Source organism: Sphingobium sp. TB-6, from assembly GCF_012927365.1.
GTDB lineage: Bacteria > Pseudomonadota > Alphaproteobacteria > Sphingomonadales > Sphingomonadaceae > Sphingobium.
Genome location: NZ_JABBGL010000001.1, coordinates 577,669 through 597,231, shown reverse-complemented (window position 1 = coordinate 597,231; position 19,563 = coordinate 577,669). Strand labels below are relative to the sequence as shown.

Annotated in this window: 18 protein-coding genes; 6 read left to right on the top strand and 12 right to left on the bottom strand. The window is 64.0% G+C overall.

Features of this window, described 5'->3' with window-relative positions; genetic code table 11:
- Positions 1-49: 49 nt before the first annotated feature.
- Positions 50-1,090 carry an endonuclease/exonuclease/phosphatase family protein gene (locus HHL26_RS02695; RefSeq protein WP_066562397.1) on the top strand — a complete coding sequence of 347 codons (1,041 nt, stop codon included), beginning with the start codon at positions 50-52 and terminating at the stop codon, positions 1,088-1,090.
- Here HHL26_RS02695 and HHL26_RS02690 read toward each other — a convergent pair.
- The 4 genes from HHL26_RS02690 to HHL26_RS02675 form a co-directional block, all read right to left on the bottom strand.
- The gene (locus tag HHL26_RS02690; RefSeq protein ID WP_237230173.1) at positions 1,074-3,440 is read right to left on the bottom strand and encodes a TonB-dependent receptor; all 2,367 of its coding nucleotides are present in this window, start codon (positions 3,438-3,440) and stop codon (positions 1,074-1,076) included. The two genes, HHL26_RS02695 and HHL26_RS02690, sit on opposite strands and share 17 nt — an antisense overlap.
- A complete protein-coding gene (locus HHL26_RS02685; protein WP_169575801.1) occupies positions 3,352-4,335 on the bottom strand; it encodes a FecR domain-containing protein in 984 nt (327 codons plus the stop codon). The genes HHL26_RS02690 and HHL26_RS02685 overlap by 89 nt, the downstream gene beginning before the upstream one ends.
- 90 nt (positions 4,336-4,425) lie before the next feature.
- Entirely contained in the window at positions 4,426-4,944 is a 519-nt protein-coding gene (locus HHL26_RS02680) for a sigma-70 family RNA polymerase sigma factor (protein WP_066562390.1), read from the bottom strand.
- 141 nt (positions 4,945-5,085) lie between these two features.
- A complete protein-coding gene (locus HHL26_RS02675) occupies positions 5,086-5,970 on the bottom strand; it encodes a LysR family transcriptional regulator (protein WP_066562388.1) in 885 nt (294 codons plus the stop codon).
- Between the two features lie 100 nt (positions 5,971-6,070).
- Between HHL26_RS02675 and HHL26_RS02670 the strand changes: the two genes are divergently transcribed.
- Positions 6,071-7,570, top strand: a complete 1,500-nt coding sequence (locus tag HHL26_RS02670; protein ID WP_066562381.1) for a CoA-acylating methylmalonate-semialdehyde dehydrogenase — start codon at positions 6,071-6,073, stop codon at positions 7,568-7,570.
- A gap of 41 nt (positions 7,571-7,611) precedes the next feature.
- Here HHL26_RS02670 and HHL26_RS02665 read toward each other — a convergent pair whose 3' ends face one another.
- Together HHL26_RS02665 and HHL26_RS24575 are read right to left on the bottom strand one after the other, a co-directional pair.
- Positions 7,612-8,697 (bottom strand): PepSY-associated TM helix domain-containing protein, encoded by a 1,086-nt coding sequence (locus tag HHL26_RS02665; RefSeq protein WP_066562380.1) that lies wholly within the window; start codon positions 8,695-8,697, stop codon positions 7,612-7,614.
- Complete coding sequence (locus tag HHL26_RS24575) at positions 8,684-9,046, bottom strand: hypothetical protein (RefSeq protein WP_169575600.1); 363 nt, start codon at positions 9,044-9,046, stop codon at positions 8,684-8,686. The genes HHL26_RS02665 and HHL26_RS24575 overlap by 14 nt, the downstream gene beginning before the upstream one ends.
- A 144-nt stretch (positions 9,047-9,190) precedes the next feature.
- Here HHL26_RS24575 and HHL26_RS02655 point away from each other — a divergent pair, with 144 nt between their 5' ends.
- Positions 9,191-10,234, top strand: coding sequence for an MBL fold metallo-hydrolase (locus HHL26_RS02655; RefSeq protein WP_066563767.1), 1,044 nt, complete (start codon positions 9,191-9,193; stop codon positions 10,232-10,234).
- 172 nt (positions 10,235-10,406) lie between these two features.
- Here HHL26_RS02655 and HHL26_RS02650 read toward each other — a convergent pair whose 3' ends face one another.
- Entirely contained in the window at positions 10,407-11,330 is a 924-nt protein-coding gene (locus tag HHL26_RS02650) for an SDR family NAD(P)-dependent oxidoreductase (RefSeq protein WP_237230143.1), read from the bottom strand.
- A gap of 165 nt (positions 11,331-11,495) precedes the next feature.
- Here HHL26_RS02650 and HHL26_RS02645 point away from each other — a divergent pair, with 165 nt between their 5' ends.
- Complete coding sequence (locus tag HHL26_RS02645; RefSeq protein WP_066562378.1) at positions 11,496-12,422, top strand: LysR family transcriptional regulator; 927 nt, start codon at positions 11,496-11,498, stop codon at positions 12,420-12,422.
- A gap of 29 nt (positions 12,423-12,451) precedes the next feature.
- Here HHL26_RS02645 and HHL26_RS02640 read toward each other — a convergent pair whose 3' ends face one another.
- From HHL26_RS02640 to HHL26_RS02620, 5 genes are read right to left on the bottom strand one after another with little or no spacing between them, the layout of a single operon-like run.
- A complete protein-coding gene (locus HHL26_RS02640) occupies positions 12,452-12,961 on the bottom strand; it encodes an aromatic-ring-hydroxylating dioxygenase subunit beta (RefSeq protein ID WP_066562376.1) in 510 nt (169 codons plus the stop codon).
- Positions 12,958-14,325 carry a Rieske 2Fe-2S domain-containing protein gene (locus tag HHL26_RS02635; RefSeq protein ID WP_082748993.1) on the bottom strand — a complete coding sequence of 456 codons (1,368 nt, stop codon included), beginning with the start codon at positions 14,323-14,325 and terminating at the stop codon, positions 12,958-12,960. The genes HHL26_RS02640 and HHL26_RS02635 overlap by 4 nt, the downstream gene beginning before the upstream one ends.
- A 14-nt stretch (positions 14,326-14,339) precedes the next feature.
- Complete coding sequence (locus HHL26_RS02630; protein WP_066562375.1) at positions 14,340-15,149, bottom strand: SDR family oxidoreductase; 810 nt, start codon at positions 15,147-15,149, stop codon at positions 14,340-14,342.
- A 44-nt stretch (positions 15,150-15,193) separates the two neighbouring features.
- The gene (locus HHL26_RS02625) at positions 15,194-16,348 is read right to left on the bottom strand and encodes an alpha/beta fold hydrolase (protein ID WP_066562374.1); all 1,155 of its coding nucleotides are present in this window, start codon (positions 16,346-16,348) and stop codon (positions 15,194-15,196) included.
- Positions 16,341-17,324 carry a glyoxalase gene (locus tag HHL26_RS02620; protein WP_066562373.1) on the bottom strand — a complete coding sequence of 328 codons (984 nt, stop codon included), beginning with the start codon at positions 17,322-17,324 and terminating at the stop codon, positions 16,341-16,343. Before HHL26_RS02620 ends, HHL26_RS02625 begins: the two co-directional genes overlap by 8 nt.
- A gap of 254 nt (positions 17,325-17,578) precedes the next feature.
- Between HHL26_RS02620 and HHL26_RS02615 the strand changes: the two genes are divergently transcribed.
- Both HHL26_RS02615 and HHL26_RS02610 read left to right on the top strand, forming a co-directional pair.
- On the top strand, positions 17,579-18,508 hold the full coding sequence (locus tag HHL26_RS02615) for a 3-keto-5-aminohexanoate cleavage protein (RefSeq protein ID WP_066562367.1): 930 nt from the start codon (positions 17,579-17,581) through the stop codon (positions 18,506-18,508).
- On the top strand, positions 18,505-19,545 hold the full coding sequence (locus HHL26_RS02610; protein ID WP_066562365.1) for an SMP-30/gluconolactonase/LRE family protein: 1,041 nt from the start codon (positions 18,505-18,507) through the stop codon (positions 19,543-19,545). Before HHL26_RS02615 ends, HHL26_RS02610 begins: the two co-directional genes overlap by 4 nt.
- Positions 19,546-19,563: the final 18 nt, after the last annotated feature.

The following is a 19,563-nucleotide window of genomic DNA, read 5'->3' as shown; positions in this document are numbered from 1 at the left end:
TAAGAACCCCGTCCCGTCGTCTTCCCGCCATCGCGGCAGGAGAAGAAGCGTGCGCATTTTCGGATATGCCCTGCGGACGCTCGCTGTCGCGGCGCTGATCGCGGCGGCGCCGTCGGCCGATACCCGCGATCCGCCGGCCCCCGCCGGCCCGGCCCGCTTCGACGGCGACCTGTCGGTGATGACCTATAATATCCACGGCCTGCCCTGGCCGATGGCTTGGGACCGTCCCGCCGATTTCGCCCGGATCGCCGCGACATTGCGGACGCTGCGTTCAGAGGGGCGCAACCCGCAGATCGTGCTGCTGCAGGAGGCCTTCACCAGCGACGCCCAGGCGATCGGCCGCGCGGCGGGCTATCGCTACATCGTCGATGGTCCGGGGGAGGACGCCGCCAGCCCGCAACCGCCAGCCCCTGCCGACTTGCGATTCGCGGCGGCGCAAAGCTGGTCCCATGGCGAGGGGATCGGCAAATGGGTCGGCAGCGGCCTTCAGATCCTGTCCGATTTCCCCATCTCCGGCGTGCATGCGATGGTCTATCCCGGCTATGCCTGCGCGGGGTTCGATTGCCTCGCGAACAAGGGCGCGCTGCTGGTGCGGATCAGGCTGCCCGGCGGGGGCGATCCGGTGGACATCGTCACCACCCATCTCAACAGCCGGCGCGCTTCCGATGTGCCGGACGAACGGTCGAACCATGCCCATGACCGGCAACTCGCCTGCCTGACCGCCTTCATCCGCCGCTTTCACAACCCCCGCGATGCGCTGATCGTGGCGGGCGATTTCAATGCCGGGCAGACCCAGGCGCGGCGCAGCGACCTGATCGAACAGGCAAGAGGCTGGAGCAGGAGCACGCCCGTGAACAATGCCTATGCGGCGGCGGAAAGGCTTCGCCTGCCGCTGTCCGCCGATGCGCGGCTGTCGGAATGGCGCGGCCGCGACTGGGAATTTTTCGCGCCGGGCCGGAGCACAAATGTCGCGCTGCGCCGGATCGAGGTGCCATTCGGCCATGCCGCCGACGGCAGCATGCTGTCGGACCATGTCGGCTATGCCGCCGTCTTCGCGCTCCAGCGGCGGCCTGTCACCACGACCTTGTGAAACCCACCGTCCATTGCCGGGGGCGCAACGGCGTATATTGCGGCCCCTTGCCCAACGAAAAGGGATTGCCGAAGGCGAAGCTGTCCGCCCTGCAATCGAACAGGTTGCTGCCCGCCATGCGGATGCCCCACGTCCCCTTGCGCAGCAGCAGATCCACATCGGCCAGCGCATAATCGCCCATCTGGCGGTCCAGCCCCGGATCGAAGCTGAGCCGGGAGCGGCTGAGATAGTTGAGGCGCACCCCGGCGCTGCCGTTCCAGCCCCCAAGCTCGAAGGACCGGCTCAATCCCCATCTTGCCGTCCAGCGCGGAATGACGGGAAGATGCCGGTCCTCAATCTCCGTCCCGTCGCTCGTCTTTGTCAGCAGGGCGCTTTGCACCACCAGCCCGGCGCTGAGCGCCCAGTCGCGCGCGGGCGCCCAGTCGACCGACAATTCCGCCCCATGGATGCGCGCATCCCCGACATTGCGGGTGCCGATCAGCCCGTCCGACAGCAGATAGTCGGATTGCAAATGCGACCATGTCGTCAGAAAAGCGTCGGCATTGATCGTCAGTCCCGCTGGATTGCTGTGACGCCAGCCCGCTTCGAAGGTCTGCAATTCGTCGGAATCGAAACGCTCCGCCGATCCCGTGCCGGTTTGCGAAAGCCCGCCCGGACGCAGCGCCCCGGCATAGCGCAGATAGAGGAAATCCCTGCCCCCAGCCTGCCACGACAAGGCGAGCGATGGGGTAAATCCGCTGCGCGACACCGAAACCTCGACCCGCGCCCTTTTCGCGCCCCGTTCCTCCTCGGTCCGCGAATGGAACAGGCGGCCGCCGATATCGAGCGACAATGTGCGGGACAGCGGCACGCGAATGTCACCGAAGGCCGACAGTTCGCGCACCCCCTGAGTGCCCGTCGCGACCGTGACGTCGCCCGCCTCGTTGCTGATCGTGCCCAGCAGATGGTTGCGCACGTCCATGAAGGACAGGCCCGCCAACCACGACAGGCCGCCGCTGCCGGTATGGGACAGGCGGATTTCCTGATCGAACAGGCGGTTCCGTCGCTGCTCGACATAAAGCGCCGGAGCCGGAACGCCGAAGGCCGACGCCGACAGCGCGCTCGCATCCAGCGTGCTCGACACGTCATGGTCGACCCAGTTGCCCGCATAGACAAAATCCGCATCGCCCAGCTTCCCCGCCACGCGCAGGGCGGCCATGGCGAAGTCATTGTCATGCGGCTCGGCAGGCTGCGCGGGCCGCTCCAGCCGGTGCCGGGCATAGACATATTGGCTGTCCGCGACATCCTGCATCTGCACCATGCCGTTCAGGTCGACGGTCCAGTCCCCCGGCAGCGCGCGCAGGGCGAGGCGAAGGCCGCTGACCTCCCCCCGGTTCGCATCGCCGCGCCCGGCGGTGTCGATCCAGCCCGGCTCGCGCGCCGCATAGGCGACGCCGCGCAGTGCCAGCCGGTCCGCGACCAGCGGCAGGTTGACCATCGCCTCCACATCGCCGCCGGCATCGCCATGCGCCGCGATGGAGCCGCCCGCGCCCGCCATGGCAGCGAACCGCCCGGCATCAGGCGGACGGGTCACGATATGGAACACCCCGCCCAATGTGCCCGTGCCGTACAGCGACCCCTGCGGCCCCTTGAGCAATTCCACCCGCTCGACATCGACCAGCCGCAGGTCGGGATCGGGCGCATTATAGGTGGCGCGGGCGTCGTTCACCAATATGGCGACGGTCGACTGGCTGCTGCCGTTGAACGGGCTGTCCGCCACGCCCCGGATGAACTGCCGGTTGCGCCCCGGCCCCAAATTGGTGAGCGTCAGCCCGTCTAGCTGCCGCGCCACATCGGCGGTGCCGGGCAGCGGCGTTCCGGTCCGCTCACCCGGCGCCTCCGCAATGGCGACCGATATGGGCAGGCTTGAAAGCGGCTCATCCCGCTTGGTGCCGGTGACGATGATGTCCACATTGCCGCCAGGCTGCGGCGGAAGCCGATCCGCCGGACGCCGGGGCAGCGGCCGTTCGGCGCGGACCAGACGAAATGTCGTAGGCGTCAGGCGCTGCGCCTTCAGCCCCGTGCCCTCCAGCATCGTCGCCAAGGCCTGCCGCGCCGTCAGCCGTCCGCTGACCGGCCGGGACCGGACGTCCGGCAAGCGCCCTTCGAAGCCGACCGCTATGCCCGTTTGCCGCGACAATTCCGCCAGCGCGGCGGACAACGGCGCGGCGTCGATGCTGATCTGCCGGGACTGCGCCCAGGCGCTGCCCGGCGCGGCGAGTTCAGCCGCCGCCAGCGCGCAGCAGGACAGCGCCGTCCTGCCGCCCAGCTTCGCGCACGATCCGAAGGTCCATAAGCTGCGCCACTTCACCGACAAGACCCGATCCGTCCCCCACGATCAACACGCCGGAAAAGCGCCGGCCGGCGACGTCCGCCCCGGCCCTGACAGGCACCCCTGCATAGCGGCTGATGTCGGACGCGACCAGAGACAGCGGCACGCCTTCATAAACCAGCCGTCCCTGCCGCCAACTGCCGATGGCGGCGGGCGCGACCGCGCTGATCTCGCCTTGGTGCGTGGTCCGGTCGATGACCATCTGCCGTCCGGCGGAGAGGCGGACCGCAGCATTGTCCGCACCGGCCGGCTTGAGCGCGATCACGCCGTCCGCCACCGCGACGCGCATCGTCCGGGTGTCGGCCAAAATGTCGAACCGCGTGCCGATGTCGCTGATTTCCTGCCCGCCCGCCCGGATCGTCATCGTCCGGCCGGGACGATGGGGAATGTCGAACAGCGCGCCGCCCTCCAGCGCCAGCTTGTCCTGCCCCTCCCCCTCCACCCGCAAATGGCTGGAGGCAGCAAGGGTGATCCGCGATCCGTCCTTCAGCGCGATGGTGCGGCTCTGCCCGGCGCCGGTGCGATAGTCGGCCGCCGACGGCGCAGGCGACAGGGACAGGAAAGTCGGAACGGCGACCGCCAACGCCATGGCCGCCGCGATCCCGCCACCGGCCCAGAGGCTCCAGCGGCGCGGCGACGCGACCGGGTCTTCCATGGCGGGAAACGCCACCGGCACAACCTCAATGGGCGGCAACAGCGCGGCCAGGGTAGGACGATGATCGGCAATCCGGTCATCCAGCAGCGCGATCTCATCGAAGGCAAGGCGATGCGCGGGATCGGCCTCCAGCCACAGCGTAAAGCCGTCCCAGTCGAAATCCGCATCGTCCTGCGCACTGTGCCAGGCAATCGCCCGGTCGATGATCGTCTCCGTCATGGTTCCGTCCCGTTACGGTCCCTTGGCCGGGCATAGCCGCCCGTCCACGCCGTTCTGTCTCCTCTGTGACGTTACCATTACAGCATTGCCTCAGTCCTCGCTCAACGCGCGGCGCAAATATTTCATCGCGACCGCCATATGCTTTTCGACGCCGCTTTTGCTGATGCCCAGGCGGGCCGCGACCTCGCCATGGGGCAACCCCTCGACCTTGTGCAACTGAAAGGCGCGCCGCGCGCCCGGCGGCAGATTGGCGATGGCGGATGCAAGCCGGGCCGCCTCCTCCCGCGCGGTCATCTGTTCCAGCGCATCGGCATGGGGATCGACGGGATCGGCGTGCCGCATGTCAGCGCCGGATGCCAGTTCCATCCAGGCCCGGTCGCGCACTTCGCGCCGTTTCGTCTCGCGCAGTCGGTCGAGCACCAGATTCTGCGCGATGCGATAAAGATAGGCCCGGGGATTGGCGATGGGACCACTGCCCCCCTCCCCGATGCGCAGCCACATGTCGTGCAGCACATCCTCCGCTTCGGCGGCATTGCCGGTGCGCGCGATCAGGAACCGCAACAGCTCGCCGCGAAGCGCGTGATAGACAGTTTCCAGCCCGCCTTCCATTCTGGCGCCCTTCCGATCGACACACCCTCATTCTCCCAACCGGCGGGCTTTGCAATTTAATTGCCTGTAATGTTGCGGTAAGAAGTGCCGCATGCTCCTGCGAAGGCAGGAGCATGCGGCACTTCACATAAAACAACCTCCTTACAACCGCTCCCGCACCGTCCGCGTCACTTCCTCCAGGAAATCGGCTGCCGCCCGCACCCGCGGCAGCCTTTGCAGATCGGCATGCATGACCAGCCAATAGCTGCGCCATACCTCCATCGACTCGGGGAAAAGCTGGACCAGCCGGTCATCCTCCGCCGCCGCGAAGACGTGCAGCACGCCCAGGCCCATGCCCGCCGCCACCGCCGCATGCTGCGCCGCGCTGGAACTCGCCCGGAAGACGATGGCCGCGCCGGGCAGCAACTGGTCAAGGGCGATCATCTCCGCAAATCCGGCCAGTTCCTCGATATAGGACACGAAGACATGGCGGTTGAGATCGGCCCGCGCCGCCGGTTCACCCTGCCGTTCCAGATAGGCCTTGGAGGCATAAAGGCCGAGGCGATAATCGGTCAGCTTGCGCGTCACGAACCGGCCCTTGGGCGGGGGTTTCAGCATCACGGCGATCTCCGCCTCCCGCCGGGACAGGCTGGCCGCCTTACTTTCGGAGGCCAGTTCCAGCGTCAGGCGCGGATGTCGCTCGCGCAACTCCGCCACACGCGGCGCGATCAGATGGCTGGCGAAGGCCTCCGGCGTGGCGAGGCGCACCGTCCCCTCCACCTCCCGGTCGCGCCCGGCGACGCTGCTCATCGCGGCGAGCAATTCGCTCTCGATCCGCTCGGCATGGGGCGCCAGCGCGAAGGCGGCGGGCGTCGGCGTGACGCCACGCGGGCTGCGGTCGAACAGGCGGGCGCCCAGCGTCGTCTCCATATTGGTCAGGCGCCGGGCGACCGTGCTATGATCCACGCCCACCCGGCGCGCGGCGGCCAGCATATTGCCCTCCCGCATCACGGCCAGGAACAGGCGCAGTTCGTCGGAATTCAGCATGGGCAAATCCGCACAACCAATGTGTCCACATACCCGTATATCTGCAAAGCTGACCCGTCTATACCAAAGCCATCCCACCGGCAGGAGAGGAACCGGAAAAATGCGTTCAATTACTCATTTCATTCATGGGCAATCCGCCCCGCTGGCGGGCGCGCGTCTGGCCGACGTGCTTAACCCCTCGACCGGCGCGGTGCAGGCGCAGGTTGAACTGGCCACCGCCGCCCATCTCCAGAAGGCGGTCGATTCCGCGCTTGCCGCCCAGCCCGAATGGGCCGCGACCAACCCGCAGCGCCGCGCCCGCGTGATGTTCCGCTTCAAGGAACTGATCGAGCAGAATATGGACGAACTCGCCGTCCTGCTCTCCTCCGAACATGGCAAGGTGGTGGCCGACGCCAAGGGCGACATTCAGCGCGGCCTGGAAGTCGTGGAATTCGCCTGCGGCATCCCCCATCTGCTGAAGGGCGAATATACCCAGGGCGCAGGTCCGGGCATCGACGTCTATTCGATGCGCCAGCCGCTGGGCATCGCAGCGGGCATTACGCCCTTCAACTTCCCCGCGATGATCCCGCTGTGGATGAGCGCGATGGCGATCGCCTGCGGCAATGCCTTCATCCTGAAGCCCTCGGAGCGTGACCCGTCCGTGCCGGTGCGTCTAGCTGAACTGGCGATCGAAGCGGGCATGCCGGCGGGCATCCTGAACGTCGTCCATGGCGACAAGGAAATGGTCGACGCCATTCTCGACCATCCAGCCATCAAGGCGGTCAGCTTCGTCGGATCGTCCGACATCGCCAATTATGTCTATGCCCGCGGCGCCCAGAACGGCAAGCGCGTGCAGGCGATGGGCGGCGCGAAGAATCACGGCATCATCCTGCCCGACGCCGACATGGATCAGGCGGTGGCCGATATCGTCGGCGCTGCCTATGGCTCGGCGGGCGAGCGCTGCATGGCGCTGCCGGTGGTCGTGCCGGTGGGCGAGGCGACGGCGGACGCCTTCCGCACCAAGCTGATAAGCGCCATCGAGACGCTGCGCCCCGGCATCCCGACCGATCCCGACGCGCAATATGGCCCGCTCGTCACCAGCGTGCACAAGGCGCGGGTGGAAAGCTATATCCAGATGGCCGCCGATGAAGGCGCGGAAATCGTAGTCGACGGGCGCGGCTTCTCGCTCCAGGGCTATGAGGAGGGCTTCTACCTCGCCCCGACGCTGATCGACCGGGTCACGCCGGAAATGAAGAGCTATCAGGACGAGATTTTCGGTCCGGTGCTCCAGATCCTGCGCGCCCAGACCTTCGAGGAAGCGCTGAGCTATCCGTCGAAGCATCAATATGGCAATGGCGTCGCCATCTTCACCCGCAATGGCGACTATGCCCGCAAGTTCGCCGCCGATGTCGAAGTCGGCATGGTCGGCATCAACGTGCCGATCCCGGTGCCGGTCGCCTATCACAGCTTCGGCGGCTGGAAGCGTTCGGGCTTCGGGGATCTCGACCAATATGGCATGGATGGCGTGCGCTTCTACACCCGCACCAAGAAGATCACCCAGCGCTGGCCCGACGGCGGCGCGGTGATCGACCAGAGCTTCGTCATCCCGACGATGAAATAAGCCTCAAAGGAGGGAAGGGCGTGCGCGCCCTTCCCGTCGCCTTACGTCATGGCGGGGCGGACCGGCGGTTTCCGGACGGCCCGTGCGGAGCGCCTGAACCAGAAGGTCCAGACCGTCAGCGTCCCGAGCAGCGTCATCGCCAATCCGGACAGGGTCATGATCAGCTTGAACGCCAAGCCACCGACCTTCGCCGTGTGAAGCGGGTAGAGCAGATTATAGCCCTGCACCGCCATCGGCAGCGCGGCCGCATCGCGCGCGGCGACCAGCGCGCCGCTGTCGGCCGCGAACCATAAAGTGGTGCGGCCATTGGGCAGCCATTCCTGCGGCCGCCGCATGCGGATGGTGATCAGCCCGCTATTCTTGCGCGGCAGGGTCAGGCCGCGCAGCTCCGCGTCGGGGAAGCGCGCCTTCGCCGCCATGACCATCCCCGCCCAATCCAGTTGCGCGGCAAGCTTGGCGTCACGCGGCGGCAGCGGTGCCAGAGCCTTTTCGATCTGGGCAGGCGCCCCCGGTCCGAACAACAGCGCCGCCATCGGGCGGAACACCAGCACCGCCCCCGTCACCAGCGACAGCAGCAGCAGCGGCGCGACGATCACGCCCAAATCGCGATGATGCCGCACGATCGCCGGTCGGCTCATCCGCGCAGGCCACAGCCGCCACTCAAAGGTCCGCCGCGTGCGCCACCAGAGGATGAGGCCGGTCACGACGAAAAACAGCCCGCAAAGCGCGGCAATGCCGATCGCCCAATCGCCCGCCTCGCCGGAGAAAAGATGGTGGTGGAAATCAAACAGCCACAGTTCGGGCCGTTCCCACTGGCTGCCCCACCGCGTCACCACGGCGCCGCGCTGATCCGCATAGGCGCCGCCACCACCCTCGAACAGCAGCTTCAGCAGCCCAAAATCGTCGGACGCATAGCTGATCGACAAAGGCCGCGCCGCCGGATCAGCCATGATGCGCTGCGTCACCTGGGCCAGTTGGCGGACATCCTCCACCCGCGGATCACCCGCATGGGGCGCCAGCGTCCAGGCATTTTTATGCACCAGCAGCGCGCCGCTGAGGCCCAGCAGGGCCAGCAGCAGCCCGATCAGTCCGCCGGTCCAGCGGTGCAAAGTGTCAATCAGCTTCACTTGAGTCGATAGTCCCAGGAAAGGGTGAAATTGCGTCCGCGCCCCGCGAAATAATGGGCATTGTCGTTGGGCCGGACGGTCGGCTGTAATAGTCGATATAAAAACTGTCGAAGATATTTTGCACGGCCAGCGTCAGTGCCCCCGAACCGGGTCTGGTAACGCAACGACAGGTCGCGATCAGTCGCTGTTCGGTCAGGTCATAGGGTGCGTCGAAGCCCGGCATGGCGCGCTCATGGCTAATCTTGCAGCCATATTTGCGATGCGGTTCTATGAGATCACTGTCGGTCATATGTGTAGAGGCGATGCTTAGCCTGCCTAGCTTGACCAACAAAGAGAGATCGGCCACCACTCAAGCGTCTCGTTGATGATATGAAAAAAAATCCTAATTCCCGCCGCGAAACCTGGTGCAACATGATTATGTGCGACGGATGAATTGTTGCCTTGCCCGGCGCGCCATCGCCGCGCGAGCATGCAGGCACGACAAGGAATGAAAATGACGGCTCACCTGAATTACCCTGCGCTTGAACTGCCGGCGATTGGTAACGGCAGCGCGACTGGAATTGCAGACGGAGTCCTTTGGCTGCGGATGCCGATGGGCGGCAGCTTGGAAGCGATTAATCTTTGGGCGCTGGCTGACGGCGATGGCTGGACCATCATCGACACGGGCCTGCGAACCACCGAAACCACTGCGGCGTGGCGCCAGGCGTTCGCTTCGACCTTGGCGGACCGGCCGGTGCGGCGCATCATCGTCACCCATCTCCATCCCGACCATAGCGGCATGGCAGGCTGGCTGGCGCAGAAACAGCCCGCTCGGCTCTGGATGACGCGGCTGGAATATCTGACTCTTCGCGTTCTTGCCTCCTATACGGGTCAAGAAGCGCCTGAGGAGGCGATCCGATTCTACCAGACCGTTGGCTGGGAAGAAGATGCTCTCGATCACTATCGGGCGCGGTTCGGAGATTTCGGTAAGATGCTCTATCCCTTGCCCGACAGTTTCCGTGCGCTGGAGGATGGCCAACGGCTCATCATCGGGGGCCGTGAATGGGTGATCGTCGTCGGCAAAGGGCATTCGCCCGAACATGCCATGCTCCATTGCCCCGAGATGAAGTTGCTGATTTCGGGAGATCAGGTGCTGCCTGAAATCTCATCCAATGTTTCGGTTCAGCCTTTGGAACCGGAAGCCGATCCCCTCACCGATTGGTTGGAGACGCTCAAGGCGATCCGTCAAAGAGTGCCGGATGACGTGCTCGTCCTTCCCGCCCACGGCAAGCCGTTCCATGGACTGCACGCCCGCATCGGCGCCTTGATCGCCGGGCATGAAGCGGGCCTTGCTCGTCTGCTCACACTGGTTGAAACGCCGAAACGGGCAATCGACGTCTTTCCGGCTTTGTTCAAACGCCAGATCGATCGGTCTGTTCTGGGCCTTGCTACAGGGGAAAGCCTGGCCCATCTCGCCTGCCTTCGAAGCCGAAGGCTTGTGACCGAAGAGGTCGATGCTGCCGGTATCAGATGGTGGCGCGCCCTGGGCACAGTCTAATGGGATCGCGGTCGATCCTTATCGACAACTGGTCGCCTTTTCGAACAAGTTGACCTGAAACGAAGGAACAGCCGGTTCCCCCGGTAGGCGACGCCTCGCTTGTGCCCGGCTCAAATAGCCATAGAGGTAGAGCTTGAGCAGCATGGGAATGAGACGCAGTTTTCCCGGCGGTTCAGGTATCAGTTCCCTTTAACTCCGCGCTTACCCTTGCAATCTCATGGCTGAACTGGTCGGGGCCGTGCGCCGGCACGAATGCGCCAAGTCGATCGTCAATCTCCGGCCAGCGGGCCAGGATCGCATCGGCAGCATCGGCTCCGTCCACCACCAGCCCTTGCGTCAACAATATCCTCGCGCTCTCATAGCTGCCTGCGCCCGCGCACAGGATCGCGCCATTGGGCGCATCGGCCGCCGAGAGAGCTACGACGGCGGGCGCGACTAGCGCCGGGTCGAGCTGCAGCAGCTCGCTTGCCTCATATAATCCATCGGTCATGCGCGTTGCCGCGGATGGCGAGAGGCAATTGACGCGGATGCCATATTTCTCACCTTCCAGGCGAAGGGTTTGCATGAGGCCTACCAGCGCCATCTTCGCGGCGGCATAATTGGCCTGCCCGAAATTGCCGAACAGGCCCGATGAGGAGGTGGTGAAGATGATCCGTCCATGCCGGCGCTCGCGCATGCCGTCCCAGACCGCCTTGGCGCAATGGACCGATCCCATCAGATGGACCTCGATCACCGCGCGGAAATCATCCATCCCCATCTTGGCAAAACTTCTATCGCGCAGGATCCCGGCATTGTTGACGAGGATATCCACGCCTCCCCATTGATGCTCCACATTGGCCACCATCGCGCGCACGGAAGCAAGATCCGTGATGTCCGTTCCATCGACGATCGCCTCGCCACCGCGCGCGGCGATCTCGTCGGCCACCGCGCGTGCGCCTCCAACATCGCCGCCAAGGTCATTCACCACCACCCTTGCGCCATGTGCTGCCAGCGCCATTGCGTGGGCACGGCCAAGCCCTCCTCCTGCGCCGGTCACGATCGCGATCCTGCCCGTAAGGTCGATCATCGCCATGTCTGTCCCATCCTGCTTCGTCATTGCCTAACAGCGCTTACTCACGCAGAACCGGAGCCGGAAATCGCTTCGCCCTATGTCGATCATAAGTCCAAAAGATAGGCAATCCTCCGCCGGATTTGCCATGTAGGATGAAGGAAAGCGGCAGTTGCATTGAAATGATCCAGCAGAGGATGGACTTGAGGCACAATGGCTAATCTCAACCGTTTCGACTTCAATCTGCTTCTCGCGCTCGACACGCTCCTGTCCGAGCGGAGCGTCACGCGGGCGGCCGATCGGCTGTGCGTGACCCAGCCGGCGCTCAGCGGTTCGCTGCAACGGTTGCGCCAGCATTTTGACGACCCGCTCCTCCTGCGCGTCGGGCGCGAGATGGAACTGACGCCCAAGGCGCGCGCCCTCATCGAGCCGGTTCGCACCGCCCTGTTGCATATCAACGCCGCCCTGGAAACGCAGGCGATCTTCGATCCCGGAACATCGGAACGGACCTTTCGCGTCGCGATGTCAGACTATTGCGTCCACGTTTACCTGCCAAAGGTCGTACGCATCCTCGCGGCCCGCGCGCCGCAACTCAGGCTCATGATCGAGAATGTGTTCGGGCCAAGCTTTTCGAGACTCGAGGGCGGGGATATCGACATGGTGATCACCCATGGCGACCGCAGCCTGTTCGGTCGCGAGGGGCGCGACGTCGACCTTCTGACCGCTGACCTGTTCACGGACAGCTTCGTATGCGTCGTCGCGCGCGATCATCCCATCGGGGAGACGATGACGAAGGACGACTATCTGTCCTATCCGCACGCCCTTGCCTTCTTCGGCGCCAATGTGCGCACGGTCGAGGAAGCCGAGATCGAGCGGCGCGGGATTGTGATCAAGGAACTGCTGCACGTCCCGACTTTTGCAGGATTATTGCAGATGCTGCCCGGCACGGAGATGATTGCCACGGTGCAGAGCAAGCTGGCGGAGCAGTTGGCCGACACGGATAAGGTCCGCGTATTGCGGCCGCCGATCAACCTTGGCACCCTTCAGGAGACACTCATCTGGCATAATCGCAGCGATGATGATCCAGGTCATATCTGGCTTCGCAAAGTGTTGAAGGAGGCAGCGGCGGAACTGGGCTGAACCATTGGCGCCGCGCCTCCTTTCCTCGATCAGAGGAAGACCGCCAGGTTCGGGGTCTGGAGAATCGTCTCAGCCAGAATGATCGTGCGCCGCACCAGACGGCATTTTCCCTCGGCATCGATGCGGATGCGATCGATCCGGCGTGCGGGAATCCATTCATAGGCCCGGTCGATGGCGCGCTGGCGATAGAGGGAGAGCGCGCTGTGGACCCGATAGAGACCATTGCCCTTATCCTCCTCGACGAAGATCGATCCCACCGTCCGCACAGTCCGCGAGGCAGGGTCTTCCGCCCAGTTCTCGCTCGTGCCCATGCGTTCCAGGCGCTTGCGGATCATCGCCATGTCCTCATGCATGCGGAAGGCGCCCTTGGGGAACTCGTCCTCCCGCTTGCGCGCGCTGATGCGCAAGGGAATCTCGTAAAGTATCTCCTCGGCGAGGAGGCCGACCCAGTCCTCGAGCCGGCCATTATCGAGGAGCATGGCCTCATGGCCCAGGAACTGGCGGATGGCGAATTCCACATCAGGCGTGATCGCGCTCATTTGCCGGTCTCCACCATCTGGCTCAGCCAATGCTGGTAAAAGGCACGCTGGCTCGGCTCGCCGGGTCCCGGACGCCAGGCTTCTCCCGGTCCTTCCCAGCTCTCGTCCAGCGTCTGCTGCCCCATGCCATCCATGCCCATCTGCATGTTGAACGATATGTTCTCCTTGCGCGCCCAGACACTGCGGGCTGCTTCGGGGGCTCCTTCCCATACTACAGTATCGTCCTGTTCGAAGATACCTGCCGAACTGAAACCGAACTGGCCTGCGGCATAGCTGTCGGCGGCCTGTTGCTCGTCCATGAAGTTCCACTTGAGCTGCCAGGACCACAGTTCCATTTCCCCCGGCCCCGAGGGTTGCCACTGACGCCAGGATGTGTAGACCGCAGGCGGCTTGCCCGGCGAGGGCGGGCCGAAGAAGCGCAGGAAGGACAGGTTCGGGAAGATGGTGCCCACGATCGGCGGGTTCTTCTTCACCACGTCCTGCAGCAGCGGATCGATGCGATCGAGATCGAAGTGCTGCTGGATGTCGGGCGGATAGTACCAGACATGGCCATCCGGACCGAACATGCTGTCGAAATCATGCCCAAGGAAGCTGTGTCCGCCCGGGATCACATAGTGCGTCGAATAATTATTGAGGACGTCGAACCCCTGCGCGAGCTGGATCGTCTGGACCGAGCCATGTGCGACGCCGACATGATAGCCGTCGCCGCCGAAATTTTCCGAGCCAGTTTTCCAGTCGCCGCGTACCTTGTAGCGGTCCGGCGGCCCCATCGGACTCATGCCGCCCGGATGCAGGTCCATCAACCCGCGCATGAACCATGCGGCGCCACCCAGATAGTCCATGAGCGTAGGGGCATCGGGATCGAGCGAGGCGAAGATCATCCCAAGGAAGCTCTCGACATGGGGAGCCTTGAGCAGCCCCCAATCCTTTGGGTCGAGTCCCTTATAGGCCTTGCTCTTGTCGGGCGCGCCGATCCAGTCGCCATTATTCTTGAAGACCCAGCCGTGATAGGGGCAGCGGAAATGGCTCTGGTTGCCGACATCGGTCTGACAGAGTTTGGTCCCGCGATGGCGGCAAAAATTCGCCAAAACGTGGATTTCATTCTTTGCGTCGCGCGTCACGATCACGCTGTCGCGCCCGATCCGGCGCTGCATGAAATCGCCCTTGTCGGGGATTTCGGACTCGAAGCCGAGGAACACCCAGCTTTTCGCGAAGATGCGTTCCATCTCGGCGTCGAAGATGTCGGCATTGGCGAAGATGTTGACGGGGACCAGACCCCGATCCAGTTCGCCGCGGGTCCGGGCGAGGATGTCGTCCAGACGCTCGCTGATACCGGGGCGCGATTGCGCTGCGTGCATGACCATGATCGCGTCCTTCCTCAGCGGGCAGAGATGATCGGGCGATTGGCGAGACCCTGATCGGCCATGATGATCTCGCCCGTCAGGATGCGTTGCCTGGGATCGGCGAGGAGCGCGTAGGCCGGGCCATATTCCGCGCCGGTGGGCAAGTGATCGAGCAGCGTGACCTTGCGGATCATCGCCATGAAACTGTCCTTGGGGATGTCGTTCTGGCTTTCGCCCTCCAACCCCAGAGCGCCGGGGCCGCGCAGGTCGGAGTCCGCGATGCCGCAGGGCGAAACCGCATTGACCCGGATGTCGGGCGCAAATTCGAAGGCCAATTGGCGCACGACGCCCAGCACCGAATGTTTGGACGCGGTATAGAGCAGTCCGCCGCCGTCTGCGCAGTAGGAGGCATTGGAAGAGGCCGTCAGCGTGATCGATCCGTTGCGCCTTGCCAGTTCTTCGCGGAACACCACGGCGGACAGGATATAGCCCAATACATTGATCCGCATCACTTCGTCGAAGGCGGCGGGAATCTTCTCCAAAGGCAGCTCCGAAATCGGCCGATTGCCGTCGAAGATACCCTGGGCGCCGACGAGGCAGTCGACCCCGCCGAACCTGGCGACTGTGGCGTCACGAAACCTCTTCAGAGCCTCAATGTCACGCACGTCGCCTTCCATGACGAGCGTATCGTCGCCAAAGGCCTGCTGGAGCGCGGCAACCTTCTCGGACGAGATATCCAGCAGGGCCAGCTTCGCGCCCAAGGTCCGGAAATGTTGGGCCAGCCCGAGCCCTAGGCCAGAGCCGCTGCCGGTCAGCGCAACGACGGCGCCTGTAAGATCGGTCATGTTGTTCCCTACTCCCATTATATTCTCACGCGACTGTCGCGTAATCAGATCATTTCGGCAAATCTGTCATGGATCCAGTCCGCGATATAGCTGCGGACAGGTTCCATATTGTCGGCGCTGCAATGCTCGACACCACCTTCGCGGGCCGTGAAGACCTTGAGGTCCGCACGCGGGCTGCGCACGGCCTGATCGTGCGAGCGATAGGCATATTCGACCGGGATCTGCCGGTCATTTTCACCATGCACGATCAGGAAGGGCACATCGATATGCTCGACCACGCCAGTGAGCGTGATCCGCTCCGACATCGTCATGAAGTCGTCGAGGCGTTGCTGGCCCCAGACCCACATGACATGGGCCCAGTAATGCGGCACGGGATTCTCGCCTTCATTGCGCCGGCGGCGCTGCTGCACCAGACCCCATTCATGGTTGGCGCCCCAGGCGACGCACAGCTTGAACCGTTTCTCGAAGGCCGCGGCACGCGGGGCATAATAGCCACCCAGCGACCAGCCCATCATCCCGATCCTGTCGGAAGCGACATCCTTGCGTGTCTCCAACCAGTCGACCGCCCTGCCGGCCCAGACTTCGGTCTCGACAATTGCGGGCAGCTTGTTGCGGCGGAGCGCACCGCCGACGCCAGGCTGGTCGACGACGAGGCAGGAGATGCCGCGCGCGCGCAAAGCCGCGGGCAACCCCACCAGGAACACCATCTCCTTCACGCTGTCGAGGCCGTTGCAGAAGACCATGCAGGGCGGCGTGGGATTGTCCTGGGTGGCCGCCGAACAGAAGAGCGCGGGATAGTGGCTGCCGGCATAGGGAATCTCGACCATCTCGCAGGGCTCGCCGCTGCATTCGACATAGCGCGCGAAGGTCGAAAGCATGTCGGCATAGGCCTGCTGGCGCGGCGGATAGTCGCTCGCCTGCATGCGTTCGGCCGTGATGAGATAGGCACAGGCGCGACGATATTTCGCCGCTGCGCTCTCCAGATGCCCGGCAGCGTAATCCGCATCCGCCATGTCCTTCACCCGCGCCGCCATGGCGAGCCACGTATCGAAGAAGGCGTCGACCCCGTTGTCGCCAGCCGTCGCGGCCTGAGCGGTCGCGCGATTGGCGCTATCGATCTCACCGATCGATCCCCCCATTTCCAGCGCGAGATTGATGGACAGGTTCCAGACATAGTTGGTGGGAAAGGGCTCAAACATGATCGATCCCTTCGGCGACCTGCGCCTCGGTCAGATATTTGAAGCTCCATTCCGGCTCCGTCTCAAGGAAGGGCGGAACATTGTGGGTGAAGTGGCTATATCCAAAGAGCGGCACGTCGAATTCGCGCGGCACCCAATTGTCGTCCACATAGTCCGCGTCGGTGCCATATTCGGCTTCTCCGCCGGCAGGACAGGGAAGATAGTAGAAAAGCGCGGAGTCGATGCGATGCCGGCCAAGCCCGATGTCGGACGGCTGCCAGCCGCGGCGCACCATGTAGTTGGCCCCGACCATCAGCTCGTCAATATCCTCGACACCATAGTTGGCGTGATCGAAACGCAACTGGCCATCGCAGCCGGGAAAATGGGCGTTGGCGTTGAGGAAGAGCAGGTTGTGATGGTTGTTGCTGCCGCTTGCGCGCAGATAGTGGCCAAAGCCGGTCTGCACGTCGCTCAGCCGGAAGCCAAGCCGCGCGCGCATGAAGCGCCCCGCCTCGATATAGTCGGGAAGCCGAAACACGACATGGTTGATCACCTTGGGCCGCGCGCGGCGACGCCACTTGCGATGGGTATTGAGACGTCGCACCACGCCGGGCGCATTGACCGGGTCGGGCGCATTGGCGAACTGGCGGGGCGTCCACAGGACGAATGAGAATGGCACACCGAACAACAGAGCGCGAAACCCGCCCTCAATCGATTCCAAGGCATGGTCGCGGCCCAGATTGTCGGCAAGGGCACCAAGCGATACCTCGTCATCGATGCCCCAGGAAACTTCATGGACCCCATCGCCAACGATCTGCGAGGATGGAAGTGCCGGGTCGCCGGAAGGCAGGATTTCGACCTCCGATCCATTAGCGAGAGTGTAAAGGCCCGGCGCATCGCCGCCTGCCGGACTCAAACCGAAATCAGCGAAAAAGCGCCGCGCAGCCTCTGTGTCAGACACAGAGTAACGCAGCCGCTTGATCCCGATAATAGCCATTTCTCGATCCCTCCCGTGCCCGTCCCGGGCTGCTCGAGGCTGTCCGTCAGACCGGCCATGCCTTGTTGAGATCCGGGGTAATATGCCCTGGCCGTCCGCAAAAATCGTTTGTCGGTATGCGTGGCATAATCGCTGCCTATCCACGCCTCATGCCGATCAGATCGGCTTATCCGTCATATAGGGTAAAGTGATTTCCCGTGCGCTCGACGATCTGGAAGCTTGGCCATCAAACAAGTCGATGGAAGGGATGACGGATGCGCAAGGTGATCGTGACATGTGCGGTAACGGGCGGGATCCATACGCCCTCCATGTCGCCGCATCTGCCGGTAACGCCCGAGGAGATCGCCAGCTCTGCTATCGAGGCGGCCCGCGCCGGCGCGACGATCGTACACCTGCATGCCCGGGATCCCGAAAATGGCAGGCCGACGCAGGATCCGGATGTCTATGCCCGCTTCCTCCCGGTAATCGCGGACCGCTGCGACGCGATCATCAACATCACCACCGGAGGATCGCCGGTCCTGACGCTGGAGGAGCGACTGGGGCCCGCCCTGTCCTTCCAGCCCGAAATTGCTTCGCTCAACATGGGCTCGATGAACTTCGCCTTCTATGAGATGCTACAACGCTTCACCTGCTTTGAACATGCATGGGAAGAGCCCTATGTGCGCGGCAGCGACGACTATATCTTTCGCAACACTTTCCGCGACATCGCCTACATTCTCGAAAGCTGCTCGGCGCAGGGCACGCGGTTCGAGGTCGAATGCTATGATGTAGGGCATCTCTACTCGGCAGCCCATTTCGCCGATCGCGGCTTGTTGAAGCCGCCTTTCTTCATCCAGTCTGTGTTCGGCATCCGTGGCGGCATCGGCGTCCATCCCGAAGATGTCGCCATGATGCGCCGCACGGCGGACCGCCTGTTCGGTGACGATTATGTCTGGTCGGTGCTGGGCGCAGGGCGGCACCAGATGCCGATCGCAACCATGTCGGCGGCGATGGGCGGCAATGTGCGCGTTGGTCTGGAGGATTCGCTGTGGGGCGAACCGGGACGCCTTGCCAAGTCCAATGCCGAGCAAGTCGAGCGCATCATCACGGTCCTCCACGGCCTGTCGCTGGAGGTGGCGACCCCGCAGGACGCTCGCGAGATATTGCAGCTCAAGGGCGCCTCCGAAACGAGGATCGCGGCGTGACCCTTATCCTGCAGGGACGTGGTCCCAACCCCCTCAAGGGCTTTCGCGTGGAAGACCAGATGCTGCGCTTTATCGGTCGGGATCTGCAGCGCCCGGAATGCATATTGGCCGATCGCGAGGGCACCCTATGGTCAGCCGATGCGCGCGGCGGCGTAATGCGGATCGCGCCGGACGGCACCCAGAAGCTGATATGCCAGAACGCCGACGCTCATTTCGACCTCTCGGGCGATGCGGAGCAAAGCCTCGTGTCCGGCACGCTCCCCAACGGCCTTGCCTTCGGGCCGGACAACTCGATCCTGATCTCCAACTTCGGTACCGACCGGCTGGAGATCATGGATCGCGAAACCGGCGCAACCCGCGTGCTGCACGACCGGATCGACGGCAAGCCGATGGGCAAGGTCAATTTCGTGCTGCGCGACAGCAAGGGGCGTTTGTGGCTCACCATATCCACCATGGTCAATCCTTGGACCGACGCGATCACGCCATCGATCCGTGACGGCTATGTCGCGCTGGTCGACGATCGCGGCATTCGCGTGGTGGCGGACGGTTTTGCCTTCACCAATGAAGTCCGCCTCGATGCCGCCGAGGAATGGCTCTACGTCGCCGAAACCACCGGCAAATGCGTAACCCGCCTGCGCGTCGGCCCGGACGGTTCGCTGAGCGACCGCGAGGTCTATGGCCCCTCGACCCTGGGGCGCGGCGTGATCGACGGCATCTGCTTCGACGCCTATGGCAATTTATGGGCGACGATGATCTTCGCCGACCGGCTGGTCGCCATCACCCCCGATGGCGATTGCCTTGAACTGGCCGAATTCGGCAGCAGCCAAGCGACCGATCGGTTCGAGGAGGAGTTTGGGAGCGGCGCGCCGGTTTCCTTCGAGACCTTGGCGGCCTGCGGCGGGACGATCGCCCCCTGGCTGGCGAGCGTGACCTTTGCCGGGCCGGACCTGCGCACGGCCTGCCTGGGCTCGCTGCGGGGCACCAACATCCCCGCCTTCACCTCCCCTGTTCCGGGCTTGCCGATGGCGCATTGGTAGGAAGCGTGCCGCCGATAT

Bases quoted from the DNA above. Each gene is read 5' to 3' on its own strand.
- HHL26_RS02685 (WP_169575801.1), bottom strand. From the start codon at position 4,335: ATGACGGAGACGATCATCGACCGGGCGATTGCCTGGCACAGTGCGCAG.
- HHL26_RS02615 (WP_066562367.1), top strand. From the start codon at position 17,579: ATGCGCAAGGTGATCGTGACATGTGCGGTAACGGGCGGGATCCATACG.
- HHL26_RS02630 (WP_066562375.1), bottom strand. From the start codon at position 15,149: ATGACCGATCTTACAGGCGCCGTCGTTGCGCTGACCGGCAGCGGCTCT.
- HHL26_RS02640 (WP_066562376.1), bottom strand. From the start codon at position 12,961: ATGAGCGCGATCACGCCTGATGTGGAATTCGCCATCCGCCAGTTCCTG.
- HHL26_RS02650 (WP_237230143.1), bottom strand. From the start codon at position 11,330: ATGACGAAGCAGGATGGGACAGACATGGCGATGATCGACCTTACGGGC.
- HHL26_RS02670 (WP_066562381.1), top strand. From the start codon at position 6,071: ATGCGTTCAATTACTCATTTCATTCATGGGCAATCCGCCCCGCTGGCG.
- HHL26_RS02645 (WP_066562378.1), top strand. From the start codon at position 11,496: ATGGCTAATCTCAACCGTTTCGACTTCAATCTGCTTCTCGCGCTCGAC.
- HHL26_RS02625 (WP_066562374.1), bottom strand. From the start codon at position 16,348: ATGTTTGAGCCCTTTCCCACCAACTATGTCTGGAACCTGTCCATCAAT.
- HHL26_RS02620 (WP_066562373.1), bottom strand. From the start codon at position 17,324: ATGGCTATTATCGGGATCAAGCGGCTGCGTTACTCTGTGTCTGACACA.
- HHL26_RS02635 (WP_082748993.1), bottom strand. From the start codon at position 14,325: ATGGTCATGCACGCAGCGCAATCGCGCCCCGGTATCAGCGAGCGTCTG.
- HHL26_RS02680 (WP_066562390.1), bottom strand. From the start codon at position 4,944: ATGGAAGGCGGGCTGGAAACTGTCTATCACGCGCTTCGCGGCGAGCTG.
- HHL26_RS02655 (WP_066563767.1), top strand. From the start codon at position 9,191: ATGACGGCTCACCTGAATTACCCTGCGCTTGAACTGCCGGCGATTGGT.
- HHL26_RS02675 (WP_066562388.1), bottom strand. From the start codon at position 5,970: ATGCTGAATTCCGACGAACTGCGCCTGTTCCTGGCCGTGATGCGGGAG.